Raw genomic sequence first — 26,031 nt, forward strand, 5'->3', positions numbered from 1 at the left:
ACGGCTAGGTGCCGGGTTCTGTACGGACGCCCTCGGCGCCCCCTATCCCAGCGGTACCCCCCATGATGCTACCCATTGGTAACTTATTTCAAGCCCGGTGGGCCGTCCGGAGGACGCCGGACTCGATAGCCTTGAGCCTGTGTACGGCTACGAGCAGACGACGAGCGGCACCGGTCCGGGCTACCAGGGCGGCCCCTACCAGCAACAGCAGCAGCCGATGGGCCAGCCCGGCATGGGCGGGCCCGACCTCGGCGGCTACGGGCAGCAGCAGCCCCAGCAGCCGCTCTACCCCGAACCCTCCCCGCCGTCGCTCTCGGACGCCGTCCGCGCCTTCACCACGGGCTCGCTGCCGGTGGAGGACTTCCAGGCCATCTTCATCACCTCCAAGGTGTTCTGCCCGCGCGGCGAGCGCCCCGGCTTCCTGGCCCTGCACAACACCCCGCAGCCGGTGATCCCGATGTTCAGCTCGCTGAAGGAGCTGCGCCGCTACGCGGGCAAGGACTCCAAGTACTTCACTGTGACCGGCGCCGAGGTGCTGGACCTGCTGCCCACCGGCTACGGCTTCGCCATGGACATGGAGGGCGAGCACCGGATGGTGTTCGACGCCAAGGCCGTGGAGCAGATGGTCGACTTCACCATGCGCCGGATGTACGGCTGAACGCCCAGATCATTCCTGACCTGCACTGATGCCAACCGCCGGCACACGCGTGGGCACATGGTTGAAATTTCAACTTGCTTTATGTTGACGCTTCAACTACCTTGGTTGACGTCGGCACACCGCCGACCTGGCAGCTCAGGAGGTTGACATGCCCGCAGTGACCGTCGAGAACCCGCTGGTCCTGCCGCGGGTGGAGACCCCGGACCCGACCATCGCCGTCCCCCGCCCCGTCGTCCAGGTCGCCACCGCGCCCGAGGGCTTCGAAGGGGAGGGCTTCCCCGTGCGCCGCGCGTTCGCCCGCGTCAACACGAAACTGCTGGACCCGTTCATCATGATGGACCAGATGGGTGAGGTGGAGTACGCCGCCGGAGAGCCCAAGGGCACCCCCTGGCACCCGCACCGCGGCTTCGAGACCGTCACCTACCTGATCGACGGCAAGTTCATCCACCGCGACTCCACCGGCGGCGGCGGCGCGCTCGGCGACGGCGACACCCAGTGGATGACGGCCGGCTCGGGCATCCTGCACATCGAGACCCCGCCGGAGGATCTGGTCGTCTCCGGCGGCCTGTTCCACGGGCTGCAGCTGTGGGTCAACCTGCCTGCCTCCGACAAGCTGATCCAGCCCAAGTACCAGGACATCTCCGGCGCCAACGTCAAGCTGCTCGCCAGCCCCGACGGCGGCACGGTGCTGCGCCTGATCGCCGGCGAGATCGGCGGCGTCCAGGGCCCGGGAACCACCCACACGCCGATCACGATGATCCACGCCACCCTGAGCCCCGGCGCGGCCGTCACGCTGCCCTGGCGCAGCGACTTCAACGCCCTGGTGTACGCGCTGAACGGACGCGGCACCGTCGGCGCCGAGCAGCGGCCGTTCGGCATGGGCCAGGCGGTGGTCTTCGGCGACGGCGACAGCATCACCGTCCAGGCCGACTCCACCCAGGAGTCGCGCTCGCCCAACCTGGACGTGGTGATCCTCGGCGGCCGTCCGATCCGCGAGCCGGTCGCGCACTACGGGCCGTTCGTGATGAACAGTCACCGCGAACTCCAGCAGGCGGTGGAGGACTTCCAGAGCGGTCGATTCGGACGAATCCCGGCAGAACACAACTGATATCCGCAGCGGGCTGTGCGAATTGTGGGCCCCGGATGAGAACTGTCAGTGCGGTGTCGTACTGTCCTGATTGTTGGCGCGAAAGCGAGGAAGCAGGGGGCTTCCCTGCTCGCATCGCGCCCGTGCTCCGGCACGCACATCTGGGGGCCACAAGTGAAGTTCCGTACCACCGTGGGGACCGTCCTGGCCGCTGCCGCCGGCGTCATCGGCATGGCGGCTGCGCCGGCCATGGCCGCCGCGCCCGCCACGACCCACGCCACCACGACGCAGACCGCCGTCAAGAAGGCCGCGACGCTGACCGCCACGTACAGCTCGACCTCGGTCGCCTACGGCCAGTGGATCACCGTCAACATCCACCTGGGCGCGACCGCCACCAACCGCACCGTCTCGCTCTACGCCCGCAACTGGAGCAACGGGGCCACCTACCTCGCCGCCAGCGGCAAGGTCAACAGCGCCGGCAACCTGTCGGTGCGCTACTGGGAGTCGCAGACCCGCACCTGGTGGGCGAGCTTCTCCGGTGACGCGGCCTACAACGCGACCACCACCAAGGGCGTGGCCGTGCACGTCGGCTCGACCACCTCCGGCAGCTTCAGCCGCTACTACGCCACCAAGAGCTGGGCCGGGCACTCCGTGCGCGAGTTCCACGCCTCGTCGGTCCCGACCCTGCAGGGCACGGTCACGCCGAACAAGTCCGGCGAGAACGTCACGGTCACCGTCCAGGCGTACGTCAACAACGCCTGGGTCTCGGCCAACACGCCGCACTCCTTCGCGCTGCAGACCGGCAGCGTGTACGGCGTCCAGTTCACGCCGAGCTGGCCCAAGAACTACGAGTTCCGCACCGAGGTCAGCTACGGCGGCGACATCGCCAACGGCGGCAGCAACTCGGGCTGGCAGTACTGGACCGTCACCAACTAGGCAGCACCTGGCCAGCAGTTGGGCAGCGCCGAGCGCGTCCGCATGAGGGTTCCTGCCTGTGGCCACAGGCAGGAACCGGCGGAGCGGCCGGGCCGGCTACATCCGGGCGTACACCACCGTGGCGTCGTCGCGGGCCTTGCCGCGCGGCCAGCGTGCGCAGGCCGTGTCGCCGGCCTCCACCTCCCGTACCCGGCGCAGCAGTTCGGCCGGGCCGCGCTCGTCCAGCAGCTTCATCGCCTCCGGCCAGCCGCCGAGGTCGAAGCGCTCGACATAGCGCGACGCCCCGTCGCTCAGCACCGCCAGCGCCCGCAGTTCGGACAGCGGGACACTGCCGGTCTCCGCATGGTCGGCGGCCTTCGGCAGCGCGGCGGCGATCCACGGGCCGTGGTCGGTGTTGCGGGCGGCTCTGACCGCCAGCGCGTAGCGCATGTGCAGGGTCATCCGCTCCGGGCTGCCCGGGGTGGTGGCGTGGACCTCCCGGCGGAGCTGCTCGCCCGCCGGAAAAGGCTGGTTGTCGCCGATGACGGCGATGCTGCCGAAACGGTCCAGCACCAGCAGCGAGTCCCCGAGGACGAGGTACTGCAGGGCCGCGCCCCGGCGGCGTACGGCGACGACCATCGCGGCCGGGGTGTTGGGGTGGGCCAGGTCGCAGCGGGCGCCGTGCAGCGACGCGGTCTCGGCGATCGCGTCCGCCAGGCACTGGGCCATCGTCCGGTCGGGCCGGTCGATCAGCCGTGCCAGCAGGTGCACGCCCAACCGCCGCGCGTACCAGGCCGTGCCGTGCTCGCAGCCGGACTCCATCGCCGCGGGCGAGCTTGAACCGTCGAGCAGTACCAGGGCATCGGGCGTCGCGGCCGCGAAGTCCTCACTGACCCGGTCCGGGCGCTGCGCCTCCCCCGCCATCTCCATGCGCATGCAAGCCAGTGTGCGGTGCCGGGCGCGAGGGAGACAGAGGTTTGTCGCGGTGTCCCTCGAAAGAGGGGCGGCTTCCGGACGCGGACCCGGCGCGCACCCCGGCCGCCGCGCGCACCACCCGCTCCCCCAGCCACTGCAGGAACGGCGTGGGCAGGAAGACCGCGTCGGCGGAGATCATGGCCAGCGAGAAGAACGGCAGGCCCAGCATCACCGCTATCGCCGCGTGCTCGACCATCATCAGCACCAGCAGGACGTTCTTGATGCGCCGGTTGAACACCAGGAACGGGAACGACACCTGCACCATCACCGTGCCGTAGGTGATCAGGAAGACCGGTACCGGGTGCGCGGCCAGCAGCCCGGACAGGCCCGGCCACGGGTTGAAGTAGTCCAGGTGCAGCGGGAAGTACAGCGCGCTGCCGCCCTGCCAGAGCGAGCCCTGGATCTTGTACCAGCCCGCCGTCGCGTAGATGAAGCAGACCTCGACCGCGACCACCAGCATCGCGCAGTTGTGCAGCATGGTGCCGAGGGCGTCCATGACGGCGCGCGGCTCGCCCAGCGGATCGCGTCGGCCCAGCCACCACCACACCCCGGCCAGCAGCCAGAAGCCCCAGAAGACCGTGCTCCAGCTGTACACGCCGGGGGCGAGCATCCCCAGCTTGGCGATGCCGCTGAACTGCGCCCAGGCCAGCAGCGCGCCGACAGCCGCCCACAGCCGCACCCCGGCCGGGCCGCCGTCGGCCTGCTCCGGGCGCAGCCTTCTGCGCCGGGCGTCCAGCGACCACACCTGGCCGCAGCGGGTGAAGGCCAGGTAGATCGCCATCAGGTGGACCACGTTGTCGCCGCCGTCGCCCAGCAGCACGCTGCGGTTCTGCACCGACACCACGGCCACCAGGAACAGCACCGACATCGTCCGGGTCCGCCAGCCGAGCAGCAGCAGCGCGCTGACCAGGATCGCGGCGGTGTAGACGGTCTCGAACCACCAGCGGTCGCCGGACCAGACCAGCAGCGAGAAGGCGTGGTTCCCGGCGAGCATCTGCCGGGCCAGGTCCACGCTCCAGGCGGCCCGGTCGCCGTAGAGCACCCGCCGGTTCGGCCACTCGCGGAGCAGGAAGCCGCCGAAGCACAGCGCGAAGCCGATGCGGACGACGGCGGCCTGGTACGGCGCGAGGGCCCGGCCGGTGAAGGCCGCCCAGCCGACGGCGAGGCGGTCGGCGGGCAGCAGGGCGCGCACCGCGCCCGGGGCGCCGCGTCGGGAGGCGGGAGCGGGTGCGGTCACCGGGCCAGCCCCTGGTCGTCGGCGTCGGTCACCAGCCACCACGGCAGGGTGAGGTAGCTGGTCGTGGCCTTCGCGGGCGCGCCGGTCCAGGCCGGTCCGACGACCGGGGTGGTCGCCGAGCGGAACTGCACCTCGGCGATCGGCTCGCCCCGCCAGTCGCGGCCGATCCGCTGCAGCGCGATCCGCTTCAGGTACTCCACCGACAGCGGGCCGCCGCTGCCGAGGGAGGCGCCGGTGTTCTGGTTGTGCCAGGAGGTGTAGTAGTCCCAGGCCCGGCGCAACAGGTTCTGGTCGGCGTGGCTGGGGGCCGGGTTGTCCCGGACCCTGGCGATGTCCTGGGCGGTCAGGTTGATCCAGCCGGACTGCGGGCTCGAGCCGTCCGGCGCCAGGGTCTGCACCCGGACCTCGACGGCGATGTTCTCCTGGAGCGGGTTGGGCGCGAAAAGCTGCCAGTTCTGCTCGAACTCGGGATAGACGTAGCCGTCGATCTGGTGCTGGTACCTGGTGGAGAGGGTGTTGGCGGGCGCGATGGAGAGGAACACCGCCGCGAGGTGCCAGGCCGTGGCGCAGAGCAGTACGGCGGCGGCCGTGCCCAGCACCGCCAGCGCGCCCCGCGACCACCGGCGCGGCCCGGCCGGGGCCTCGGGGTCGGCGTCGGGGTCGGTTGCGGGCGCGGGCGCGGACGCGGACGCGGACGCGGACGACTCAGGGTCGGGGTCGGGGTCGGGTATGGAGTGGTCCGGGGTGGCCGCCGTGCTGGGTTGCTCCGCCATGCGTACCCGTTTCGCTGCGTCTGGAGGGTCTGCGAGAAAGGTACTGATCGCGTCCGGTCGGCGACAGCGATTGCCGTTCTCCCGGCGGCTGCCGCAGGTCCGGGACGGCCGCCTGGCTTCCCATCTCCTAGAACCTGTTCTAGTCTGACGGATCGTCACATCCGGTCGTGGAAGGGGCATCCGTGGACTTCACCCTCACCGAGGAGCAGCAGGCCGCAGCGGAGGCCGCCCGCGCGGCCTTCGCCGACGTGGCTCCGGACGGAGGTGTCCCCAGCCCCGCCGTCGGCGTCGAACCGGTCTCCGACGACATCGACCGCGAGCTGTGGCAGCGCCTCGCCAAGTCGGATCTGCCCGGCATCGCGCTGGGCGAGCAGTACGGCGGCTCCGGCCTCGACCCGGTCGCCTGGTGCCTGGTGCTGCGCGAGTCCGCCCGGGTGCTGGCGCGGGTGCCGCTGCTGGAGACCGGCGCCGCCGCGCTGGCCGTGCAGCGCTTCGGCAGCGAGGAGCAGCGCCGACGGCTGCTGCCCGAGGTCGCCGCCGGGCGGCTGCTGCTCGGCGTCGCCCCGCACGGCAGCAGCGGCCACGAGCCCGCCGACCTGGCCGTCCGTGCCGAACCGGCCCTCGGCGACGACGGCCGCCCGGACGGCTGGACGCTGCACGGCAGCCAGACCGCCGTCCCGTACGCGCAGGTCGTGGAGCGGGTGCTGGTGCCCGCCCGGTGCGACGCCGGAACCCTGCTGCTGCTGGTCGATCCGCACGCGCCGGGGGTGGAGCTGCGCCGCCAGGTCTCCGCCCGCGGCGAGCTGATGGCCGAGATGGTGTTCGACGGCGCGCGGGTCCGGCCCCCGGCGCAGTTGGGCGCGCCCTCGCTGTCCGGCGACGCGTGGCGGTACGTCCGGGGGCTGCTGATCGTCGGCACCGCCGCGCTCTGCCTGGGCCTGGGCGAGCAGATCCTGCGGATCACCGCCGACTACACCAGCGGGCGCGAGCAGTTCGGGCACCCGGTGGCCACCTTCCAGGCCGTCGCCGTCCAGGCCGCCGACCGCTACATCGACCTGAAGGCGATGGAGGCCACCCTGTGGCAGGCCGCCTGGCGGATCGGCCTGGACGACCCGGAGCTGCCGGACCGGCTGCCGCTGGCCGCCGACCTGGCCACCGCCAAGGTGTGGTCGGCCGAGGGCGTGCGCACCATCGCCTCCACCGCGCAGCACCTGCACGGCGGCATCGGCGCGGACCTGGACTACCCGCTGCACCGCTACCACGCCTGGGCCAAGTACCTGGAGCTGTTCCTCGGCCCGGCCCCGGCGTACGAGGAGGAGATCGGCGCGATCCTGGCCGAGCACGCCCTCTGACCTGCCCTCCGAGCCACCGGCAGCAGTGCTGGACGATACTGGCCGGATGACGACAGCAGCGCCACAGCCGACGGCGTTCGACGCGGTGGTCCTGGCCGGAGGCTCCGCGCGGCGCCTCGGCGGCGCGGACAAGCCGGGCCTCGCGGTCGGCGGCGCCACCATGCTCGACCGGGTGCTGGCCGCCTGCGCGGACGCCCGGACGACGGTGGTGGTCGGCCCGGAGCGGACCACCGCGCGTCCGGTCCGCTGGGCCCGCGAGCAGCCACCCGGCGGCGGCCCGGTCGCGGCGGTCGCCGCCGCCCTGCCGCACGTCACCGCCGAAACGGTGCTGCTGCTCGCCGCCGACCTGCCCTTCTTCGACGCCCCCAGCGCCGCCCGCCTCCGCGCCGCCCTCGGCGGGTCGGACGGCGCCGACGCCGCCGTCCTGGTCGACGCGGACGGACGCGAGCAGCCGCTGGCCGCCGCCTACCGCACCGCCGCCCTGCGCGCGGCGCTGGCCCGGCTGCCCGATCCGGCCGGTCAGCCGCTGCGCCGCCTGGTCGGCGCCCTGCCGACGCACCGGCTCGCCGACCCGGACGCCGTCGCCACCGACTGCGACACCTGGCCCGACCTCGAACAGGCCCGCCTCCGCGCCGCCCGACCCCCCGGCTGACCACCCGACGCCCCAGCCGCTGGGCCGGGCCCCACTCCGCCCCAGCCGCCCACCCCGCTTGACCGCCCGCCAACCCCGCCGCGCGGCGCGGTGAACGGGTGGACTCCGAAACGCGACGACCCGCTGCACGCGGTCGGCTCCGGGATCGGCGACGATGGGGGGATGCTGGATGACTGGATCGCTGCTGCCAAGTCCGAACTGGGGATCGACCTGGACGTCGACGCGCCCGGCCTGCTCGACATGGCCAGGGACGTCGCCCACGGGGTCGCCCGGCCTGCCGCGCCGCTGACCGCCTTCCTGGTCGGCTACGCCGCGGCGCAGGCGGGCGGCGGACCGGCGGCCGTCGCCGAGGCCAACCGCAAGGTGTCCGCGCTGGCGAACGGCTGGAAGCCGGAGGGGCCCAGCGCATGAGCGTCGACTCCGCGCCCGAGAGCGACCTGCTCAGCTCGTACCCGTTCCTGGTGCGCTCCGCCGTCCCCGCGCCGGCGGACCCCCCGGCCGGTGCCGCGAGCGCCGCCGACCTGCCGTACGACCACGCCGCGGCGGACGACCGCCACGACCCCGCCGCCGCACCGCCCGGCGCGGCCCCGCGCGGGCCGGGCGGGCGCGACGACGCCGGGCTGCCCTGGCCGCAGGCCCGCCGCCGGGCGCTGCGCGCCGCCGGTGCGCCGCTGGAGGCGGTCCGGCTGCCGCTCGCGGACGCCCTCGGCGGCTTCCTCGCCGCCCCGCTCGAAGCCCTCACCGACCTGCCCGCGTTCGACACCTCGGCGATGGACGGCTGGGCCGTCTCCGGCCCGGGCCCCTGGCTGCTGGACGCCGGGCTCGCCACCGGACCCGCCGACCCCGACGCCCGGCCCGCCCCGGACGCCGACGCCGCCGACCCCGACCCGAACGCCGCCCCCGACGCCGACCCCGCCGCCCCGCAGCGCAGCCGTCCGCCCCAGGACCAGCTGCTCGCCGGGCAGCACGGCGCCGGGACGCTCGCCGACGGCACGGCCGTGCGCATCGCCACCGGCGCGCAGCTGCCGCCGGGCGCCACCGCGGTGCTGCGCAGCGAGGACGGCCGGGTCCGGCCCGGCCACGGCGAGGCCCGGCTGCTGCACGACGGCGGCGCCCGGCCGCTGGACCAGGGCCGGGACATCCGCCCGCGCGGCCAGGAGTGCCACAGCGGCGAGCCGCTGCTGCCGCCGGGCACCGCGGTCACCCCGGCCGTGCTCGGCCTGGCCGCCGCCGCGGGCTGCGACGAGCTGACGGTGTACCGGCGGCCGACGGTCGAGCTGCTGGTCCTCGGCGACGAGCTGCTGGACTCCGGGCTGCCCCGGGAGGGCCGGATCCGGGACGCGCTCGGCCCGCTGCTGCCGTCCTGGCTGCGCGGCTACGGCGCCCGGATCCTCGCCGTGCGCCGGGTCGGCGACGATCTGGGGCTGCTGCGCGACGCGCTCCGGCACAGCCCGGCCGACGTGGTCGTCACCACCGGCGGGACGGCCGCCGGGCCGGTCGACTTCCTGCACTCGGCACTGGCCGAGGTCGGCGCGCGACTGCTGGTGGACGGCGTCCAGGTGCGCCCCGGGCACCCCATGGTGCTGGCCGCGCTGCCCTCCGCCGAGGGGCAGACCGTCCGGCGCCACCTGATCGGGCTGCCCGGCAATCCGCTGGCCGCCGTGGCCGGCGCGGCGACCCTGGCCGAGCCGCTGCTCCGGGCCCTGGCCGGATGCCCGCCGACCGAGCCGTACCTGGTGCGGACCGCCGCGCCGCTGCCCGGCCACCGCGAGGACACCCGGCTCGTCCCGGTGGTGCTGCCGCGGCAGGGCGCGCTGCCGCTGTCGTACGACGGCCCGGCGATGCTGCGCGGTCTGGCCCTGGCCGAGGGGCTGGCCGTGGTGCCGCCCGGCGGCCTGCCCGCAGGGGCCGGGGTCGAGGTGCTGGAGGTCCCGGCGGGATGAGCCGCCGGGCCGCGCGGACCTACCGCGACCAGGACGCGGAGCTGCGCCAGGTGCTGATGCCCGCCGCCAACCGGCCGCCGCTGCGGCAGGTCCGGCGGCGGCTGCTGCTGGCTCTGCTGGTGCTGGCCGCAACCGTGGCCCTGGTCTACACCGGACGCGCCGGCTACCACGACAACGCCCACGCCCACCTGGACTTCCTGGGCGCGGTCTACTACGCCACGGTGAGCCTCTCCACCACCGGCTACGGCGACATCACCCCGGTCAGCGCCGACGCCCGGCTGGTCAACGTGCTGCTGATCACGCCGCTGCGGGTGGTCTTCCTGATCATCCTGGTCGGCACCACGCTGGAGGTGCTGACCGCCCGGAGCCGCCAACTGTGGCGGATCAAGAACTGGAGGGCCGCCTTGACCGACCCGTCCCGCAGCGGCCACACCGTGGTCGTCGGCTACGGCACCAAGGGCCGCCACGCGGTGGAGACGCTGCTGCTGAAGGGCGCGCCCAAGAGCCGGATCGTGGTGGTCGACCCGCAGCACCGCTCGGTGCAGAGCGCCAACGACGACGGCCTGGTCGGAGTCCTCGGCGACGCCACCCGCACCGAGGTGCTGCGCCGGGCCGAGGCCCAGCACGCCGCGCAGATCATCATCGGCACCCAGCGGGACGACACCGCCGTCCTGATCACGCTCACCGCCCGGCAGCTGAATCCGACGGCCACCATCGTGGTCGCCGTCCGCGAGGACGAGAACGCGCCGCTGCTGCGGCAGAGCGGCGCCGACGTGGTCGTCACCAGCTCCGGCTCGGCCGGGCGGCTGCTCGGCATGTCCACCTTCAGCCCCAACGCGGGCGCGGTCCTGGACGACCTGCTGACCGTCGGCGGCGGCCTGGACATGATCGACCGCGAGGTCACCGACGCCGAGGTCGGCGGCGCCCCGCAGGACTGCGGCGACCTGGTCGTCGCGGTCGTCCGCGGCGGGCGGCGGCTGCTCTACACGGACCCGCAGGCGGCGGCGCTGCAACAGGGGGACCGGGTGATCGCCATCCACCGGGTGGTCCCGACCGCGCACTGACCGCCGGCCGCCGGCCGAAAGGCCCGGTCCTCAGCGCTGGTCGGTGATCGGCTGGGCGAAGACCGTGCCCAGCGGCTCCGGGCCGATGTACTGCTGGCAGTTGCACGGCCGCGACTCGTACTGCACCGGCTTGCGCTCCGCGTCCCAGGCGATCGGGGCCTCGACCGTCTCGTGGCACTTCCCGGACCGGTCGTGCTTGGCCAGGTGGTGGGTGCAGCCGCAGACCGGCTCGGGCGGGCGGCTGGCCGCCTCGACCGCGAGCCGCTTCTGCTCCTCTGCCGTGAGCAGGTCCAGTTTCCGCTGGTGGCGGGTCTTCAGGGCCTTCCGGCCGACCTCGCTGAGCCGGCCGCCACCGACGATCACCACTGGAACGATCCACCACAGCTCGCCGACGTCCATACCGTCGCCCTCCCCCTCCGACCCGTGCCGCACAGCCTATGCCGTCGGGGCCGCCGCCGGTCAGGGGCCGGGGCCCCTGTCACAGCGCTGTGCGGCGAATTCAACAGATCTGCTACGGAACCGCCACGGCCTCACTGCGACCCCCGAGAGCGGGCACACTTCGATACATGAACGGATGGCCTGAGGGCAGGACCGACGGCGGCGACGCGGATCGCGCGACGCGCTCGATGCCGCAGACACAGCAGCGCTCCGGCGGCTACGGACCGCCGCCCGCGCAGGCACGGCCCGCGCAGGGCGAGCCGCCGCTGCCGCCGGGGCTGTCCCCGCGCCGCACCGTGCCCGCGCCGGGCCGGAGCACGGAGTCGTACAGCGGCGGCGCGCCGTCGTCGTCGTCGCAGCCCGGGAACGGCGGCGGCGGTGCCACCACCTATCGCGCCGGACGCTCCGGCTCCGGGGGCGGCCTGGGCAGCACCCGCACCAAGGGCCGGCCCAACTGGCGCCGCCGGATCACCTGGGGCGCGCTCACCGTGGTGACCGTGCTCGTCGCCACCTCCATCGGCACCTACGTCTGGGCCGACAACAAGCTCGACCGGACGGTCGACCTCAGCGCGCTGCCGAACCAGCCGGCCCTGGGCAAGGGCACCAACTACCTCATCGCCGGCTCGGACAACCGCCAGAACCTGACCCCGCAGCAGCAGAAGGAGCTGCACACCGGCTCCGACGACGAGGGCCAGTTCGGCAACAGCGACTCGATGATGATCCTGCACATCGGATCCAACGGCGACACCCTGCTCAGCCTGCCGCGCGACAGCTACGTGACCATCCCGGCGTTCACCGGCTCCTCCGGCAAGCACTACCCGGCGACCACGCACAAGCTGAACACCGCGTTCTCCTGGGGCGGCGGCGCGCTGCTGGCGCAGACCGTCGAGTACAACACCGGCATCCACATCGACCACTACGCGGAGATCGGCTTCGGTGGCTTCGTCAACCTGGTCAACGCCCTCGGCGGGGTGCACATGTGCCTGAGCCAGCCGCTGGTGGACCAGGCGTCCGGCGCGGACTTCAAGGCCGGCTGCCAGACCTTCAACGGCGCGCAGTCGCTGGAGTTCGTCCGCGAGCGGCACCAGGCCGCGCAGCAGGACCTCAGCCGGATGGCCAACCAGCAGAAGTTCCTGGCCGCCGTCGCGCACCAGGCCGCGACGCCCTCGACGGTGCTCAACCCGTTCAAGCTGTACCCGGTGCTGAGCGCGGGCATCGACACCCTGAGCGTCGACAAGAACATGAACCCGTACGACCTGGCGCAGATGTTCTGGGCGATGAAGAGCGTCTCCGGCGGCAGCGGCCACTCGCTGACCGTGCCGATCTCCAACGCCAACTACGAGACCCAGACCGACGGCGACACCGTGCTGTGGGACCAGTCGCAGTCCAAGACCCTCTTCAGCGAGCTGCAGAACGACCAGCCGGTCACCATCAGCAGCAACGACGCCAGCTCGGTCGTCGCCAACGGCTGACCCGTCGCGGGCGGTCAGCGCGGCGCGGGCCCGGCGACGGCGAGCGCGAAGGGCTGCGGCCCCCGGTTGCGCATGATCGAGGGCACCAGCAGCATCAGCGCCTCCGGCCCCCGGGCGGTGGCGATGCCGCCGAGGTCCTCGATCCAGTCGGCGGGCCAGCCCAGATCCGCGAGCAGCCCGCCGACCAGCGCCTTGGCGTCCGGGTCGTCGCCCGACAGGAAGGCCGTCGGCGGCACGGCCAGGCTGCGCGGGTCGGTCATCACGGTGGAGGCCATGGTGTTCAGCGTCTTGACGACGCGGGTGGCGGGCAGCGCCTGTTGGAGCCGCTCGGCCAGGCTGTCGCCGGGGTAGAGCAGGCCGCCGGGCGTGCCGTCGCCGCCGCGCACGGTCGCGTTGGCGACGTCGACCAGGACCGTGCCGCGCAGCGCCCCGCCGAGCGCGCCCAGCCGCTCCAGGCTGGTGTCGCCCGGCGTGGCGTTGACGACCACGGAGGCGCCCCGGACGGCCTGCTCGGGCTCGGCGAAGCCGACCGGCGCACCGGTCCAGGCCGCCGCCGCCCGGGCAGGGCTCCTGGTCCCGACGGTGACCTGGTGCCCGGCCCGGGCCAGGCCGCCCGCGAGCGCGGTGGCGACCCGTCCCGATCCGAGGACGGTGACGGCGGTGGGTGCGGTGCTGCTCACGGTGGTGCTCCGTTCGGTGGTGGGGTTGGTGGACGGTGGCCGGTGGCCGTTTCAGCGGATGGGGGCGAGGACCTCGACCGCCGCCGCGTGCAGCGCGGGCGCGGCGGCCAGGAAGTCCGGGCTGGACAGGCTCCAGGGGGCCCCGGCGGCGTCGGTGACCGTTCCGCCGGCCTCGGCCACCAGCAGCGCGCCGGCCAGCAGGCCCGAGCGCACGTCGCTGAACTGCCAGAACACGTCCATGCGCCCGGCCGCGACCTGGATCAGCTGCATGGTGGCCGGCACCGACACCCGGGTGACCAGGGCGCTGCTCAGCATCGCGGCGACCGAGAGGCCGATCCGGCGGAAGGTGTCCGCGGACTCGCCGGGCCGGGCCTGGCCGGTGCCGACCAGCGCGGCGTCCAGCCCGGCCTTGGCGGAGGCCCTCAGCCGGACCCCGTTCAGGAAGGCGCCGCCGCCGCGCACCGCGGTGTAGGTGTCGCCGGTGAGCGGGAGGTGCACGGCGGTCAGCACCGGCCGGTTGTCGCGGACCAGGGTGGCGGTCACCGACCACTCGGTCATGCCGTGGATGTGGTTGATGTTGCCCTCGACCGCGTCGGTGACCCACCACTCGCCGGACGGCAGCGCGCCGCTCTCCAGCTCGTCCTCCGCCCAGGCCGCGCCGGGCCGCAGCCGCTCCAGCGGCTCGCGCAGGAACCGCAGCGAGGCCGCGTCGTTGGCGTGGATCGCCGCGACGACCTCGGCGAGGCTGCCCGGGCGGGCGTCCGGGGTGAAGCGCTCCCGCAGGTGCGCACCGGCCGCGACGACGGCCGCGACCACCCCGCCCAGCAGCGCCTCGTCCGCCGCACGGTCGGCGTTGACTCCGTCGAACGCGGGCCCTGCTCCCACTTGCTGACGCATCGTCATGACTTCTCTGCCTTCTTCCGGATGGAGTGCGGGGGAGGTGTTCACCGCTGGACTCCACGCTAGAAATCAGCACAGATAACGTCAACTGCATGCTCGTAAGCTCTAGAGTTACTCCCATGCAATTGGATCTCAACCTGCTGACCGCGCTGGACGCCCTGCTGGAGGAAGGCAGCGTGGCCGGCGCCGCCGACCGGCTGCACCTCACCCCGCCCGCCATGAGCCGGGCGCTGGGCCGCATCCGGCACGTCATGGGCGACGAGGTGCTGGTGCGCACCGGCAGGACGATGACCCCGACGCCGCGCGCGCTAGCCGTCCGCCAGCAGGTGCACGCCCTGGTCCAGCAGGCCCAGTCGGTGCTGGCGCCCGAACACGAACCGGATCTGCCGACGCTGACCCGGACCTTCACCCTGACCTGGCACGACGCCGTGGTGAACGCGATCGGCCCGGCCCTGTTGGCCACCGTCCGGTCCCAGGCCCCGCAGGTGCGCCTGCGGCTGCTCGGCGAGACCAGCACCGACAGCAGCGACCTGCGCCAGGGCCGGGTCGACCTGGAGATCGGCGCGACCGCGCCGGAGCTGCCGGACGTCCACCACGAGACGGTCACCCACGACCGCCTGGTCGTCGCCCTGCGCCCGGACCACCCCGGCGCCGCCGACGGCCTCACCCTGGACGCCTACGCGGCCGCGGACCACGTCACCGTCTCCCGCCGGGGGCGCCTGCGCGACCCCATCGACGACCTGCTCGAGGAGCGCGGCCTGCGGCGGCGCGTGGTCGCCGCCGTCCCCACCAGCACGGCCGCGCTGCACGTCGCCCGGGACAGCGACATCCTGGTCGCCGTCCCCGAGCAGATGACCCGGGCCGCGGTGCGCGAGCTGGGCCTGCGCGTCCTCCCGCTGCCGCTCGACGCGGCGCCCATCCCGGTCGTCCTGGCCTGGCACCGGCGCTACGCCGACGACCGCGCCCACGCCTGGCTCCGCACCCAGGTCCGCGCCGCCCTCCAGTCCCTGGACACCCCCGACTGACCCGCTGTCTCCAGGGACGTGCTCCTAAGGGTTGGCGCCCGGGGCGACACAGCCCTCGCCGATGCCGCCCTGCGACTCCGGGACGCAGCGGCATCCGGGTGGTCACCTCCGCGATGACCACACTGGAGGCCGACTACGAGCGCGTCCATCCGGCGCGCATCGCCTGGGTGCTGTCCCGCATCGACATCTGCGACGTCACCAGGGAACTCGCAGCCCAGGCTGCCGTCCTCCTGCGCCACCACGGGCTGCACGGCCACACGTACGCCATGGACGCGGTCCTGGCGGGCCAAGGGTGCAGGTCATCACGGTCTGACCCGAAGCGCACAGGCCGTCGGCAGGATCTTGCCGATGTGTTCAGATCCGCTGGACGACGATCCGGTCGCCGCAGAGCAGCCTCATGTCCTCCTCGTCGGAGGTGAAGACGGTGACATCACCGCGCTGGCGCAGTGCCACGGCTGCGAGAGCGGCATCGATGGCGTACGTGTGCCCGTGCAGGCCCGCAGCCTCCAGCAGCCCGATCGCCTCTCCTGCGATCTCCCGCGTGACGGGTTCAACGGCGATCTTGGAGAGTGTCCAGGCCCAGGCACTGCGCTTGACCCGGCCGTGATACGCCTCGATGAGCGTCATCGAGGTCGTCAGCACCCGGATCCCGGACCGGTCTGCGTCCTTGAGCCGGGCCCCCATCGAGCGATGTCCGAGGACTGCCTGGGACAGGCCCTCGCTGTCGAGCAGATAGACGAGCTCGGACATCAGCCCGCCCTGCGGTCCGGCACGGACCGGGCCTTGCGGTCCGCGTGCCGGCGCTGCAGTGCGAGCCTCTCCGCCTCCGCGCCTGCCAGCTCCTCATCGGTGACGTCCCCGTGCTCACCCTCCCACCAGCCGACGAACTCATGCAGGTGGTCGCGCTCCCGCTGACGCTCTATGGCCTGCGCAACATAGCGGCTGAACCCGCCGGAGCCCACCTCGGCCCGGATCTCCTCCGCCAGCTCCTCCGGCAGGGTCACCGTGTACTTCTTCGTTGCCATACCAGTCACCATACCGTCGAGCGGGCGGCGAAGCGGCTCAGAACTGGAGCAGGATCCTGACGCGGAATGCAGGGTGGCGAGCCACCGTGCACCAGCAGCGTCTCCCCCGGGCGCAGGAACGCCACCTGGAAGACGTTCGACCTTGGGACGGTACCCCCAGGGTGATTTGCCCGGCGTCCAGTCGGATCGCTGTGGGGTGGCGGCGCACGGCGAAAAGCTCCGCGGATCCCGTGCAACCCGGGCGGGCGGGGCGGGAGTACTTATGGGCGTGAGGGTTGGCTTCACCGGTCGCTTCTGCGGCCTGACCTGATGGTGTGAGGAGAACTGTGTCGATGAAGCAGATCAAGGTGGTCCTGGCCGGTGCGACTGCGGTCGCCGCTCTGAGCGGCCTCGCGCTGAGCTCGTCCGCGTCCGCCGCTCAGCCGCAGTCTGCGCAGAGCCGGACGGTGGCGTCGAAGGCCGTGGTGCAGCCGGCGTCGGAGCAGGCCGTGGCGCAGAAGAGCTCCCCTGCCAAGTCGGAGAGCCGGGTGCTGGGCGCGGGCGTGATGGACGGCCATCGCTGGTCAGCGGCGCTGGTGTACTACCCGAAGACCCCGGCGGGCTACGCTCCCGGCCACAACCCCAAGGAACTGCTCTGCATAGCCGTGACCGTGGACGGCAAGCCGACCAACCCCTACGGGGAGGAGTGCATGTCGGTCACCGGGCCGCACGACCCCAGCGGCGACCTGGGCGACTACGGTCAGGACTACTACGCGGGCGGCAGCAGCCTGTTCTTCGGCCAGCCGCTGGCGCATGTGGCCTCGGCAACCATGACGTTCGGCAATGCCCCGTCCATCACCGTTCCGAAGGTCACCATTCCGGGCACCGACTTCAGCGCCTACGTCATCCCGGTGGCCGCGCACCTGCAGATGAAGAACCTCTACGAGTACGACAGCCACCACCACCTGGTCAGCCAGCAGAAGCTCTGAGGCTTCCGAGGCTGCGGCCCGAAGACCCCGAACCGACCCGAGGACAGCGATTCGTGCGCAGTGGCTCAGCCCAGGGTGGCGACGACGCCCAGTTCAGCGAGTTCGTGGCGGCCCGGTGGGGTGCGTTGGTGCACACCGCGTACCTGCTCACCGGCGACTTCCACGAGGCCGAGGACCTGGTGCAGACGACACTGGCCAAGGTGTACCCGCAGTGGCGGCGGATCCGCGGGGACGGTGTCGCAAGCTATGTGCGGCGCGCGCTGGTGAACAACAACCGCAGCCGGGTGCGGCGGCGTCGGGTGGCCCAGCTGCTGATGCCGTTCCTGCCGGAGACCCCGTCGCCGCCGTCCGGTGCCGGCGAGGACCACGACCTGCTGGTCGCGGCCCTCGCCGGGCTGCCCGAGCGGCAGCGGGCGGTGGTGGTGCTGCGGTACTGGGAGGACCTCAGCTTGGAGGAGGTCGCCTATGAACTGTGTTGCAGCGTGGGCACCGTGAAGAGCCAGGCGTCACGCGCGCTGGCCAAGCTCCGTGCCGATCCGGCCCTTGCCGACCAAGCCGCCTACCTCATGGGAGCGAACTCGTGACAGACCAGCTCCAGGACGCGCTGGCCAGATCGACCAGCCGCATCGCCCCGTCCCCGGCGCCGGTCGCCGAGATCCTGCACGCCGGACGGGCCCGTCGGATCCGCAGCCGCCGGGTGCGGATGGGGGCGGCGGCCTGCCTGGCGTCCGCTGCGCTCCTGCTGTCGTGGAGCGCCGTCCGGGACGACGGCTCCCGTCGGGAGCAGGTTCCGGTGATGGCCGCGCCCTCCGTGGCGCCCACCCCGGTACCCACGGCCGCGCCGAAGTCGACGGCCCCGCGGTCGGCCCCGCTCGGCCACGGCACGTTGGACGGCCACACCTGGTCGGCCGAGCTGGTGTACTACCCGGTCACCCCGTCGTCCTACGCCCCCGGGCACAACCCGGTGGGGCTGGTGTGTCTGGCCGTGGCTGTCGACGGCAAGCCGAGCGCGCCCTACGGGGTGCAGTGCGACTCGGCCACCGGCCCGCACGACATGAGCACCAACCTGGGCGGGGTCGGTCAGAACGACTTCGTCGGCGGCTTCAGCCTGGTCTACGGCACGCCGGTCGGGAACGTGTCCTCGGCGACGATGACCTTCGGCAACGCCGCGCAGGTCACCGTCCCGAAGGTCACCATCCCGGGCACCGACTTCAGCGCCTATGTCATCGCGGTCGGCGCCGGGGTGCACACGAAGACCCTGACCGAGTACGACAGCCACCACCGGGTCGTTGACCGGCAGAACATCTGACCGGCAGGACGTCTGACCGGCAGGACCCGGCTGGTACCACTCCCCATGGCTGTCCTGTTCCGAGGCGGGTCGCGTCAGACCGTCAGCAGGATCTTGCCGATGTGGGTGCTGGATTCCATGAGGCGGTGGGCTTCGGCGGCTTCGGCCAGGGGCAGGGCGCGGTCGATGACGGGCTTGACCGTGCCGGATTCGACCAGGGGCCAGACGTGTTCGCGGACGGAGGCGACGATGGCCGCCTTCTCGTCCAGGGGGCGGGCGCGCAGGCCGGTGGCGGCGATGGCGGCGCGCTTGGTCATCAGCTTGCCCAGGTTCAGCTCCGCCTTGATGCCGCCCTGCATGCCGATGACGACGAGGCGGCCGTTGACGGCCAGGGCGTCGAGGTTGCGGTCCAGGTACTTGGCCCCCATGACGTCCAGGATGACGTCCGCGCCGCTGCCCGCGGTGGTCTCGCGCAGCTCCTCCACGAAGTCCTGCTCGCGGTAGTTGATCAGGGTGTCCGCGCCCAGCGCCCGGCAGGCGTCCAGCTTGGCGGTGCTCCCGGCGGTGACCGCGACCCTCGCGCCGACGGCCTTGCCCAGCTGGATCGCCATGGTGCCGATACCGGACGAGCCACCGTGCACCAGCAGCGTCTCCCCCGGGCGCAGGAACGCCACCTGGAAGACGTTCGACCAGACCGTGCAGGCGACCTCGGGCAGGGCTGCCGCGCTGACCAGGTCGAGGCCCTTGGGCAGCGGCAGCAGCTGGCCCGCCGGGACGGCGACCTTCTCGGCGTAGCCGCCGCCCGAGAGCAGGGCGCAGACCTCGTCGCCGACCGCCCAGCCGCTGACGCCCTCGCCGAGCTCCAGGACCCGCCCGGAGCACTCCAGCCCGGGGTAGGGCGAGCTGCCGGGCGGCGGGTCGTAGAAGCCCTGGCGCTGCAGTACGTCGGCCCGGTTCACCGCCGAAGCGGCCACCTGGACCAGCACCTCGCCGGGGCCGGGCACGGGGTCGGGGACATCCGCCGGAACCAGGGCGTCGGGGCCGCCGGGCTCGGCAATGGTGATTGCACGCATGCGGCCGACGCTACCCCCATCCGGCCTCCGCCAGGGGCGTTCGGGCGGCGGGGCGCCGCGCGGTCAGCCCGGCGGGGGCCCGTCCCAGGGCCGGGCCCGGCGGAGCTGGGCGGCCACGACCGCCGGGGCCTCGGCCAGGGAGGGGCCGTACCAGGTCAGGTGCCGACCGCTGACCAGGGCGGCGGGCACGCCCGGGAACGCCTCCGGGCCGTCCTCGGCGGTGAAGCGGTAGGGCTCGTCCGGCAGGACGACCAGCTCCGGCCGGGCCGCCCGCAGCCGGTCGAGCGGGACGGCCGGGTAGCGCTCGGCATGGTCGGCGTAGAGCTGGTGGACGCCGAGGCGGCGCAGCAGGTCGCCGGCGAAGGTGTCGCGCCCCAGCACCATCCACGGCCGCCGCCAGATCGGGACGACAGCGCGGACCGGCGCGGCCAGGGCCCGGTCCTGGTCCTGGCCATCGTCCTGGCCATCGTCCTGGCCCTGCTGGACGGCCTGCCAGGCGGCTTCGGCGCGGTCGAGCCAGCCGGGGCGGGGCAGGCCGCAGGCGGTGGTCAGCATCCGCTCCAGCGAGCGCAGGGCCTGGTCCAGGGTGCGGACCTCCGTCACCCAGACCGGGATCCCGGCGGCCCGCAGAGCGTCCAGGTCGGGTGCGCGGTTCTCCTCCTCGTTGGCGACGACCAGGTCGGGGGCGAGGGCAATGATCCGGGCGGTGTGGGGGTTCTTGGTGCCACCGATCCGGGCGACCTCCAGGTCGGCGGGGTGGGTGCACCAGTCGGTCGCGCCGACCAGCAGGCCGGGGGCGGTGGCGGCGATCGCCTCGGTCAGCGAGGGCACCAGCGACACCACCCGCCGCACCGCACCCAGCCGGACCGGGCGGCCGAGGTCGTCGGCCGTGCTGCGGTAAGGCGGCGGCGCCGGGCTCATGGGGGTGACGCTACCCGCGCCCGCCGGACGCGGTCCGGCTGGGCCGACCCGGTGATGTCTCGGAGCCGCGGCGGACGCGAGGGGTGCGCATCCTGTCTGACATGCCGTTTTTATGGATATATGGGAACGTCGTAGGAAGATCCGGAGTCGGCACGATCCGGGCCCAGCAGCCCTCGCCGGCCTGGAGGACGCACATCGTGGCCGTTCCCCGTCGCAGCGCAGTCAGCCTCACCGGCCTCGGCGTCCTCACCGTCCCCGCGCTCGCCCTGGGCGCGCTCGCGGGCCCCTGCGGAGGCACCGCACTCGCCGCAGCCGCGCCCGCCGCCGTCAGCCCGGCCGCACCCCAGGCCGCACCCCAAGCCGTCGCCTACGGCTGCCCCGGGGCGGGCCTGCTGCTGCGGCTCCCGGACGGCCGCACCGTCCGGCTGCCGCGCGGGGGCCGGGCCGGGCAGGCGACGGTCGCCGGGTGGCAGCGGTGGGCCGTACCGCCCGAGGGCCCGGAGCCGGAGGTGACCCCGCCCGCGCCGCCGGTGCAGGCGCTGCCCGGACCGACCGGTGCCGTGCCGGGCGGCGGCACGGCCACACCGGCCGCGCCGGTCGTCCCGGTCGCGGACTCCGGGGTGCCGCTGCCGGACGTCCCCCTGCCGATGCTGCCGTTCGCCCCGGGCCGGACGCCCCCGGCCGGGCCCGGTCCGGACCCGGCCGGGCCCGGTCCGGACCCGGCCGCGCCCGGCGGGCCCGGGAGCGGGACGGCCTCGGGCCCGGCCGGTGCGGTGACCGGCCCCGCTCCCTGGGGCGCCTCCGCGTCCGGCAGTGCGTCCGGCCCGGCGCTCGCCACCGCCGTGTCACCCGCGCCGCCGGGGGCGGGCGGCAACAGCGCCGCCGCCGGGGTGTCCGCCGCGGCCGCCGCCCAGGCCGCCTCGGCGAAGGCCGCCGCCGTGGCCGCAGCCGCCTCGGCCGCCGCCTCCGCCGCCTCGGCCGATGCCGGGGCTGCCGTGGCCGCCGCCGAACAGCCGTTGGAGGAGTGGCGGGAGCGGCGCAGCGACGCCTCGGGCCCGCCGCCGCTGCCGCCGGGGGCACTGGCCGGGCAGCCGAGCCCGATCGCCGCGCCCGCGCCGGGGACCGCCGGGTACGCGGGCACACTGCGGCACCGGCTGCTGCCGCTGGGTGTGGGCCTGGCGCTGATCGGCGCCGGGGCGGCGCTGTTCGGCTGGAAACTGCGGCGGCTGTGACCGGGACACCTGTGCGATCGGAGATCCCGTTCTCCGGGGTGCAGCCCCCGGACCGGCCCGGGTGCGAGACAATGGACGTATGAGCATGCCGATGAACGCGCGGCCGGAAGACGGCCCCCAGGTCCTGATCGTCGGTCCCGACGGGATGCCCGTCGGTGCCCTGCCCCCGGGCGGAGCCGGAGGAGGTGCCGCCGGTGCCGGCAGCGAGGGCACGGGCGAGCCCCGCGAGCTGCCGATCACGGAGATGGTGGAGCAGCCGGCCAAGGTCATGCGGATCGGCAGCATGATCAAGCAGTTGTTGGAGGAGGTCCGCCAGGCCCCGCTGGACGAGGCCAGCCGGGTGCGGCTGAAGGAGATCCACGCCAGCTCGGTGAAGGAGCTGGAGGCCGGGCTGGCCCCGGAGCTGGTGGAGGAGCTGGAGCGGCTGTCGCTGCCGTTCACCGAGGAGGCCATCCCCAGCGAGGCCGAGCTGCGGATCGCCCAGGCCCAGCTGGTGGGCTGGCTGGAGGGGCTGTTCCACGGCATCCAGACCGCGCTGTTCGCCCAGCAGATGGCCGCACGGGCGCAGTTGGAGCAGATGCGGCGGGCGCTGCCGCCCGGCATGCCCGGCTCCGGCGAGGACGACGAGGACGGCCACGGCCCGGTGCGTTCCGGCCCCTACCTGTAGCACGCACCTGCAGCACGTACCTGTGGCAGCACGGCCGGTGCGCCGGGGGGCGCTGTCGGCGGCGGGCACCGCCCTACCCGCCGGTAGTGCGGGCGCGGGGTCGACACCCGGACCTGGGGTGCGGTCAGATTGTCGTCACGGTACGGAATCAGGCACGGAACCCCCGCGACGCGGGTCCTCGGCGCCCGATAGCCTTACGTCTTGGTACGCGACAGGCGCCGGTCGCTGGCTTGCGCTGCAGCGCGCCGGGGGGAAGAGATAACTGATGAGTGAGCAGGGCAGCGGCGGCAGCGGCGCGGTTCGGACGGTCGGCCACGGTCGTTACACGCTGGGGGAACTGCTCGGCCAGGGCGGTATGGCCACCGTCCACCTCGCCGACGACACGGTCCTGGACCGCCCGGTCGCCATCAAGACCATGCTGGGCGAGATGAGCCGGGAGCCGTCGTTCCGCGAGCGCTTCCGGCGCGAGGCGCAGGCGGTGGCGCGGCTCAACCACCCCAACATCGTGCAGGTGCACGACAGCGGCGAGGACCTCAACCACGAGGGCGTGCTGGTCCCCTTCATCGTCATGGAGTACGTCGAGGGCTCGACGCTGAGCGCGGTGCTGCGCCGGGACATCGCCGAGCACGGCGCCATGCCCACCGACCGGGCGCTGCAGATCACCGGCGGGGTGCTGTCGGCGCTGGCCGTCTCGCACGAACAGGGCCTGGTGCACCGCGACATCAAGCCCGCCAACGTCATGGTGACCCCGCGCGGCGTGGTCAAGGTGATGGACTTCGGCATCGCCCGGGCCATGCAGTCCGGCGTGACGTCGATGACCCAGACCGGCATGGTCGTGGGCACCCCGCAGTACCTCTCCCCGGAGCAGGCGCTCGGCAAGGGCGTGGACGCCCGCTCGGACCTCTACTCGGTCGGCTGCCTGCTGTTCGAACTCCTCACCGGGCGGCTGCCGTTCGAGTCGGACTCGGCCCTGGGCATGGCCTACCAGCACGTGCAGGAGACGCCCCCGGCGCCGTCCGCCTTCAACGCGGCCGTGCCGCCGGGCGTGGACGCGCTGGTCGCCCGGGCGCTGCGGAAGGACCCGTCCCACCGCTTCCCGGACGCCGACACCATGCGCGCCGAGTGCGAGCGGGTCACCGGCAGCGCCGGCGCCAACACCCCGCTGCTGACCGGCGAGGGGCCCTACCCGGGCCGTCCCGGGGTCGGCGGTTCCGGCGCGAACGCGGTGTTCCCGCAGGCCCAGGGGGTGCTCGGGACGCCGCCGCCCGCGCCGCAGCAGCCGTACCAGCAGCCGGTGCCGCCGCCGTACACCGGCCCGCAGCCGTCACTGCCGCTGAGCCCGCCGCCGTACGGCCCAGGCCTGCAGCAGCAGCCGTACCGCCCGGGCCCGGCCGGACCGGGACGCCAGCAGCCGCAACGTCCGCCGTACCAGCAGCCGATGCAGCCCATGCCGCCGAGGCAGACCATGCCTCCCCGGCAGACGCCGCCGCCGTACGGGCGGCCGGGCATGGCGACCCCGCCGCCGTACCGGCCCGCGCCGGTGCCGCAGCACCCGCCGATACGCCCGGCGACGCCGCCGCCGGGCTTGGCCGGACGCCCGGCGCCGATGCCGATGCCGCCGGTGCGCCCACGCACCAACTCGGCCCGGGGGTGCGGGATCGCGGCGATCATCGTCGGCGTGATCATCGGTGCGCTGGTCGTCCTGGGCCTGATCGGGGCCCTGGTGACGCGGAATCAGGACAACTCCGACGGCAGCGGCCTGGGTCGACCCGCGCCGGTGGCCGCCGCCCAGGCCGACCCGTCCGCGGACTGAGCCCGGATCGGGCCGGTGCACCGTGCGGCGAACGGGCGGTCCGGCCACCACGCGCACGCCGAGAAACCGGTAGCGTGCTCTGAAGACCCGCGCGGACGGCGCAGCGTGACAGTGGGTGACCAGCCCGGCGACACCGGGTGCACAGACGGATGACCGACGGCGGAGAGTAATGGCAGACAACGAGCACGCCAGTGGCGCTGACGGCACGGACGCGCAGCGTGACTCCGCACGACCTGACAGTGGCGACACCGATGTGACGCCCGCTTTCGGCAGCCCCGCCCCGCGTGACCGGCCGTATCCGCCGACCGAAATGGTGTCGCAGGAGCAGCAGATCACCTCCACCGGCGGCCTGTCCCTCTTCGGCGAGGGCCGTTACCGGCTCACCCGCCGCCTCGGCCGGGGCGGCATGGCCGAGGTCTTCGCGGCCCAGGACGCGCGGCTCGGCCGCACCGTCGCCATCAAGGTGCTGCGCCCGGACCTCGCCGAGGACGCCATCGCCCGGATGCGGTTCACCCGCGAGGCGCACGCCGTCGCCTCGCTCAACCACCACGCCGTCGTCGCCGTGTACGACACCGGCGAGGAGGCCCACGGCAGCGAAACCGTCCCGTACATCGTGATGGAGCTGGTCGAGGGCCACACCGTGCGGGAGCTGCTGCAGAGCGAGGAGCCGCCGCCGGTCGACCAGGCGCTGATCATCTCGGCGGGCATCCTGGAGGCGCTGGCCTACAGCCACCGGCACGGCATCGTGCACCGCGACATCAAGCCCGCCAACGTGATCATCACGACCACCGGCGCGGTGAAGGTGATGGACTTCGGCATCGCCCGGGCGCTGACCGGGGCCACCAGCACCATGACCCAGACCGGCATGGTCATGGGGACGCCGCAGTACCTCTCGCCGGAGCAGGCCCTGGGCAAGCCGGTCGACAGCCGCTCCGACCTGTACGCCACCGGCTGCATGCTCTACGAGCTGCTGACGCTGCGCCCGCCGTTCACCGGCGACACCCCCCTGTCCGTGGTCTACCAGCACGTGCAGGACGCCCCGGTGCCGCCGTCGCAGGCCAACGGGCGCGTCCCGGCGATGCTCGACCCGCTGGTGCTGCGCGCGCTGGCGAAGGACCCGGACGACCGGTTCCAGAGCGCCGACGAGATGCGCGCGCATGTCCAGCACGCGCTGCGGACCATGCACCAGGGCACGGCGATGACCGAGGTGCTGCCCACCCCGGCGTCCGGCCGCGGTCCGGCCCCGACCGTGGTCGGCGACCCGGGCGGCTACCGGACCACCGCCATGGGCGCGATCGGCGGCGCGGCCGCCACCCAGCAGATGGGCACCCAGGCGGCGTCCCTGGCGGGCGGCGCCCGGCCCTACGACGACCCGTACGACACCCACGACGGGCGCAACAGCCGCCGGGCGGTGTTCGCGGTGATCGCGGTGCTGGTCGCCATCGCGGCGATCACCGTGGGCGTGGCCCTGGCCATGCGGCACTCCGGCGGCGGCAGCCCGGCGCCGGTGGCCTCCACCAGCACCAGCACCACGCCCAGCGACTCGGGCCAGCCCAGCGTTCCCGCGCCCACCGAGACCACCCCCAGCACCGCGCCGAGCGACACCTACTCGCAGACGGTGCCGTACACGCCCAGCACCCCGGCCACGGCCTCGGCGTCCACCACGCCGTCGGCCAGCGGCACCCCGTCCAGCACCGCCAGCTCGACCCCGTCGAGCACGCCGTCGGCGCCCCCGACCACGGCGCCGCCGACCCAGACCGACGCGCCGCCGACCGACCCCGCCGACACCTCGACCCCGCCCAACCAGGCGGGCGGCGGCAACCCCGGGCCGGGCGGCAACAACCACGGCGGCGGGAACAACCCCACCTCCTGA

25 protein-coding genes and 2 pseudogenes are annotated in these 26,031 nt (G+C 73.8%); 17 read left to right on the forward strand and 10 right to left on the reverse strand.

What is annotated here, in order from left to right; translation table 11 throughout:
• Positions 1 to 139 precede the first annotated feature (139 nt).
• From GXW83_RS32835 to GXW83_RS32845, 3 genes are all read left to right on the forward strand, one after another.
• A complete protein-coding gene (locus GXW83_RS32835; protein WP_370466840.1) occupies positions 140 to 658 on the forward strand; it encodes an SseB family protein in 519 nt (172 codons plus the stop codon).
• 148 nt (positions 659 to 806) lie between these two features.
• Positions 807 to 1,766: a pirin family protein gene (locus GXW83_RS32840; RefSeq protein ID WP_182446640.1), complete on the forward strand. Its 960-nt coding sequence runs from the start codon at positions 807 to 809 to the stop codon at positions 1,764 to 1,766.
• A 153-nt stretch (positions 1,767 to 1,919) separates the two neighbouring features.
• A complete protein-coding gene (locus GXW83_RS32845) occupies positions 1,920 to 2,681 on the forward strand; it encodes a hypothetical protein (protein ID WP_182446642.1) in 762 nt (253 codons plus the stop codon).
• 96 nt (positions 2,682 to 2,777) lie between these two features.
• Here GXW83_RS32845 and GXW83_RS32850 read toward each other — a convergent pair whose 3' ends face one another.
• From GXW83_RS32850 to GXW83_RS32860, 3 genes are read right to left on the reverse strand one after another with little or no spacing between them, the layout of a single operon-like run.
• Positions 2,778 to 3,596, reverse strand: coding sequence for a protein phosphatase 2C domain-containing protein (locus tag GXW83_RS32850; protein WP_182446644.1), 819 nt, complete (start codon positions 3,594 to 3,596; stop codon positions 2,778 to 2,780).
• Positions 3,547 to 4,872 (reverse strand): HTTM domain-containing protein, encoded by a 1,326-nt coding sequence (locus GXW83_RS32855; RefSeq protein WP_370466841.1) that lies wholly within the window; start codon positions 4,870 to 4,872, stop codon positions 3,547 to 3,549. Before GXW83_RS32855 ends, GXW83_RS32850 begins: the two co-directional genes overlap by 50 nt.
• The gene (locus GXW83_RS32860; RefSeq protein WP_182446648.1) at positions 4,869 to 5,645 is read right to left on the reverse strand and encodes a DUF5819 family protein; all 777 of its coding nucleotides are present in this window, start codon (positions 5,643 to 5,645) and stop codon (positions 4,869 to 4,871) included. Before GXW83_RS32860 ends, GXW83_RS32855 begins: the two co-directional genes overlap by 4 nt.
• Positions 5,646 to 5,827: 182 nt before the next feature.
• On the opposite strand from GXW83_RS32860, the gene GXW83_RS32865 reads away from it, so the two are divergent.
• The 5 genes and pseudogenes from GXW83_RS32865 (at position 5,828) to GXW83_RS32885 (ending at position 10,656) form a co-directional block, all read left to right on the forward strand.
• Positions 5,828 to 6,997 (forward strand): acyl-CoA dehydrogenase family protein, encoded by a 1,170-nt coding sequence (locus GXW83_RS32865; protein WP_182446649.1) that lies wholly within the window; start codon positions 5,828 to 5,830, stop codon positions 6,995 to 6,997.
• A gap of 46 nt (positions 6,998 to 7,043) precedes the next feature.
• A pseudogene (locus GXW83_RS35505) lies at positions 7,044 to 7,628 on the forward strand (molybdenum cofactor guanylyltransferase); the annotation flags it as partial.
• Positions 7,629 to 7,805: 177 nt separating this feature from the next.
• A pseudogene (locus tag GXW83_RS35510) lies at positions 7,806 to 8,060 on the forward strand (DUF6457 domain-containing protein); the annotation flags it as partial.
• The gene (locus tag GXW83_RS32880; protein ID WP_182446652.1) at positions 8,057 to 9,592 is read left to right on the forward strand and encodes a molybdopterin molybdotransferase MoeA; all 1,536 of its coding nucleotides are present in this window, start codon (positions 8,057 to 8,059) and stop codon (positions 9,590 to 9,592) included. The pseudogene GXW83_RS35510 and the gene GXW83_RS32880, both read left to right, overlap by 4 nt.
• Entirely contained in the window at positions 9,589 to 10,656 is a 1,068-nt protein-coding gene (locus GXW83_RS32885) for a TrkA family potassium uptake protein (RefSeq protein ID WP_182446654.1), read from the forward strand. The genes GXW83_RS32880 and GXW83_RS32885 overlap by 4 nt, the downstream gene beginning before the upstream one ends.
• Positions 10,657 to 10,686: 30 nt before the next feature.
• Here GXW83_RS32885 and GXW83_RS32890 read toward each other — a convergent pair whose 3' ends face one another.
• Positions 10,687 to 11,055 carry a hypothetical protein gene (locus tag GXW83_RS32890; protein ID WP_182446656.1) on the reverse strand — a complete coding sequence of 123 codons (369 nt, stop codon included), beginning with the start codon at positions 11,053 to 11,055 and terminating at the stop codon, positions 10,687 to 10,689.
• Positions 11,056 to 11,222: 167 nt separating this feature from the next.
• Here GXW83_RS32890 and GXW83_RS32895 point away from each other — a divergent pair, with 167 nt between their 5' ends.
• A complete protein-coding gene (locus GXW83_RS32895) occupies positions 11,223 to 12,566 on the forward strand; it encodes an LCP family protein (RefSeq protein ID WP_182446658.1) in 1,344 nt (447 codons plus the stop codon).
• Positions 12,567 to 12,580: 14 nt separating this feature from the next.
• Here the strand turns inward: GXW83_RS32895 and GXW83_RS32900 are convergent, their stop codons facing one another.
• The gene (locus GXW83_RS32900) at positions 12,581 to 13,246 is read right to left on the reverse strand and encodes an NADPH-dependent F420 reductase (protein ID WP_182446660.1); all 666 of its coding nucleotides are present in this window, start codon (positions 13,244 to 13,246) and stop codon (positions 12,581 to 12,583) included.
• 51 nt (positions 13,247 to 13,297) lie between these two features.
• The gene (locus GXW83_RS32905) at positions 13,298 to 14,143 is read right to left on the reverse strand and encodes an inositol monophosphatase family protein (RefSeq protein ID WP_182446662.1); all 846 of its coding nucleotides are present in this window, start codon (positions 14,141 to 14,143) and stop codon (positions 13,298 to 13,300) included.
• A gap of 122 nt (positions 14,144 to 14,265) precedes the next feature.
• On the opposite strand from GXW83_RS32905, the gene GXW83_RS32910 reads away from it, so the two are divergent.
• On the forward strand, positions 14,266 to 15,171 hold the full coding sequence (locus tag GXW83_RS32910; RefSeq protein ID WP_182446664.1) for a LysR family transcriptional regulator: 906 nt from the start codon (positions 14,266 to 14,268) through the stop codon (positions 15,169 to 15,171).
• Positions 15,172 to 15,525: 354 nt separating this feature from the next.
• Here GXW83_RS32910 and GXW83_RS32915 read toward each other — a convergent pair whose 3' ends face one another.
• On the reverse strand, positions 15,526 to 15,921 hold the full coding sequence (locus tag GXW83_RS32915) for a hypothetical protein (protein WP_182446666.1): 396 nt from the start codon (positions 15,919 to 15,921) through the stop codon (positions 15,526 to 15,528).
• Positions 15,921 to 16,196: a hypothetical protein gene (locus GXW83_RS32920; protein ID WP_182446669.1), complete on the reverse strand. Its 276-nt coding sequence runs from the start codon at positions 16,194 to 16,196 to the stop codon at positions 15,921 to 15,923. Before GXW83_RS32920 ends, GXW83_RS32915 begins: the two co-directional genes overlap by 1 nt.
• A 332-nt stretch (positions 16,197 to 16,528) precedes the next feature.
• Between GXW83_RS32920 and GXW83_RS32925 the strand changes: the two genes are divergently transcribed.
• The 3 genes from GXW83_RS32925 to GXW83_RS32935 are packed head-to-tail and all read left to right on the forward strand — an operon-like array spanning position 16,529 to position 18,473.
• Positions 16,529 to 17,164 (forward strand): hypothetical protein, encoded by a 636-nt coding sequence (locus GXW83_RS32925; RefSeq protein WP_182446671.1) that lies wholly within the window; start codon positions 16,529 to 16,531, stop codon positions 17,162 to 17,164.
• Positions 17,165 to 17,217: 53 nt separating this feature from the next.
• A complete protein-coding gene (locus GXW83_RS32930) occupies positions 17,218 to 17,748 on the forward strand; it encodes a SigE family RNA polymerase sigma factor (protein WP_182446673.1) in 531 nt (176 codons plus the stop codon).
• Positions 17,745 to 18,473, forward strand: a complete 729-nt coding sequence (locus GXW83_RS32935; protein ID WP_182446675.1) for a hypothetical protein — start codon at positions 17,745 to 17,747, stop codon at positions 18,471 to 18,473. Before GXW83_RS32930 ends, GXW83_RS32935 begins: the two co-directional genes overlap by 4 nt.
• 74 nt (positions 18,474 to 18,547) lie before the next feature.
• On the opposite strand, the gene GXW83_RS32940 is transcribed toward GXW83_RS32935, so the two are convergent.
• Together GXW83_RS32940 and GXW83_RS32945 are read right to left on the reverse strand one after the other, a co-directional pair.
• Positions 18,548 to 19,525: an NAD(P)H-quinone oxidoreductase gene (locus GXW83_RS32940; RefSeq protein WP_182446677.1), complete on the reverse strand. Its 978-nt coding sequence runs from the start codon at positions 19,523 to 19,525 to the stop codon at positions 18,548 to 18,550.
• Positions 19,526 to 19,588: 63 nt separating this feature from the next.
• A complete protein-coding gene (locus tag GXW83_RS32945) occupies positions 19,589 to 20,446 on the reverse strand; it encodes a helical backbone metal receptor (protein ID WP_182446679.1) in 858 nt (285 codons plus the stop codon).
• A gap of 197 nt (positions 20,447 to 20,643) precedes the next feature.
• On the opposite strand from GXW83_RS32945, the gene GXW83_RS32950 reads away from it, so the two are divergent.
• The 4 genes from GXW83_RS32950 (at position 20,644) to GXW83_RS32965 (ending at position 26,031) form a co-directional block, all read left to right on the forward strand.
• The gene (locus GXW83_RS32950) at positions 20,644 to 21,678 is read left to right on the forward strand and encodes a hypothetical protein (RefSeq protein ID WP_182446681.1); all 1,035 of its coding nucleotides are present in this window, start codon (positions 20,644 to 20,646) and stop codon (positions 21,676 to 21,678) included.
• A 79-nt stretch (positions 21,679 to 21,757) separates the two neighbouring features.
• Positions 21,758 to 22,345, forward strand: coding sequence for a bacterial proteasome activator family protein (locus GXW83_RS32955; RefSeq protein ID WP_182446683.1), 588 nt, complete (start codon positions 21,758 to 21,760; stop codon positions 22,343 to 22,345).
• Between the two features lie 265 nt (positions 22,346 to 22,610).
• Positions 22,611 to 24,158: a protein kinase gene (locus GXW83_RS32960; RefSeq protein WP_182446685.1), complete on the forward strand. Its 1,548-nt coding sequence runs from the start codon at positions 22,611 to 22,613 to the stop codon at positions 24,156 to 24,158.
• Between the two features lie 310 nt (positions 24,159 to 24,468).
• Entirely contained in the window at positions 24,469 to 26,031 is a 1,563-nt protein-coding gene (locus GXW83_RS32965) for a protein kinase (RefSeq protein WP_182446688.1), read from the forward strand.

This window comes from Streptacidiphilus sp. PB12-B1b (assembly GCF_014084125.1).
In the GTDB taxonomy this organism is placed as follows: Bacteria; Actinomycetota; Actinomycetes; order Streptomycetales; family Streptomycetaceae; genus Streptacidiphilus.

Excerpts from the sequence above, each read along its gene's own strand:
- GXW83_RS32965 (WP_182446688.1), top strand. The coding sequence starts at position 24,469 with ATGGTGTCGCAGGAGCAGCAGATCACCTCCACCGGCGGCCTGTCCCTC.
- GXW83_RS32860 (WP_182446648.1), bottom strand. The coding sequence starts at position 5,645 with ATGGCGGAGCAACCCAGCACGGCGGCCACCCCGGACCACTCCATACCC.
- GXW83_RS32960 (WP_182446685.1), top strand. The coding sequence starts at position 22,611 with ATGAGTGAGCAGGGCAGCGGCGGCAGCGGCGCGGTTCGGACGGTCGGC.
- GXW83_RS32885 (WP_182446654.1), top strand. The coding sequence starts at position 9,589 with ATGAGCCGCCGGGCCGCGCGGACCTACCGCGACCAGGACGCGGAGCTG.
- GXW83_RS32840 (WP_182446640.1), top strand. The coding sequence starts at position 807 with ATGCCCGCAGTGACCGTCGAGAACCCGCTGGTCCTGCCGCGGGTGGAG.
- GXW83_RS32895 (WP_182446658.1), top strand. The coding sequence starts at position 11,223 with ATGAACGGATGGCCTGAGGGCAGGACCGACGGCGGCGACGCGGATCGC.
- GXW83_RS32955 (WP_182446683.1), top strand. The coding sequence starts at position 21,758 with ATGAGCATGCCGATGAACGCGCGGCCGGAAGACGGCCCCCAGGTCCTG.
- GXW83_RS32850 (WP_182446644.1), bottom strand. The coding sequence starts at position 3,596 with ATGCGCATGGAGATGGCGGGGGAGGCGCAGCGCCCGGACCGGGTCAGT.
- GXW83_RS32880 (WP_182446652.1), top strand. The coding sequence starts at position 8,057 with ATGAGCGTCGACTCCGCGCCCGAGAGCGACCTGCTCAGCTCGTACCCG.
- GXW83_RS32940 (WP_182446677.1), bottom strand. The coding sequence starts at position 19,525 with ATGCGTGCAATCACCATTGCCGAGCCCGGCGGCCCCGACGCCCTGGTT.
- GXW83_RS32890 (WP_182446656.1), bottom strand. The coding sequence starts at position 11,055 with ATGGACGTCGGCGAGCTGTGGTGGATCGTTCCAGTGGTGATCGTCGGT.
- GXW83_RS32905 (WP_182446662.1), bottom strand. The coding sequence starts at position 14,143 with ATGCGTCAGCAAGTGGGAGCAGGGCCCGCGTTCGACGGAGTCAACGCC.
- GXW83_RS32925 (WP_182446671.1), top strand. The coding sequence starts at position 16,529 with ATGAAGCAGATCAAGGTGGTCCTGGCCGGTGCGACTGCGGTCGCCGCT.
- GXW83_RS32915 (WP_182446666.1), bottom strand. The coding sequence starts at position 15,921 with ATGTCCGAGCTCGTCTATCTGCTCGACAGCGAGGGCCTGTCCCAGGCA.
- GXW83_RS32945 (WP_182446679.1), bottom strand. The coding sequence starts at position 20,446 with ATGAGCCCGGCGCCGCCGCCTTACCGCAGCACGGCCGACGACCTCGGC.
- GXW83_RS32910 (WP_182446664.1), top strand. The coding sequence starts at position 14,266 with ATGCAATTGGATCTCAACCTGCTGACCGCGCTGGACGCCCTGCTGGAG.
- GXW83_RS32920 (WP_182446669.1), bottom strand. The coding sequence starts at position 16,196 with ATGGCAACGAAGAAGTACACGGTGACCCTGCCGGAGGAGCTGGCGGAG.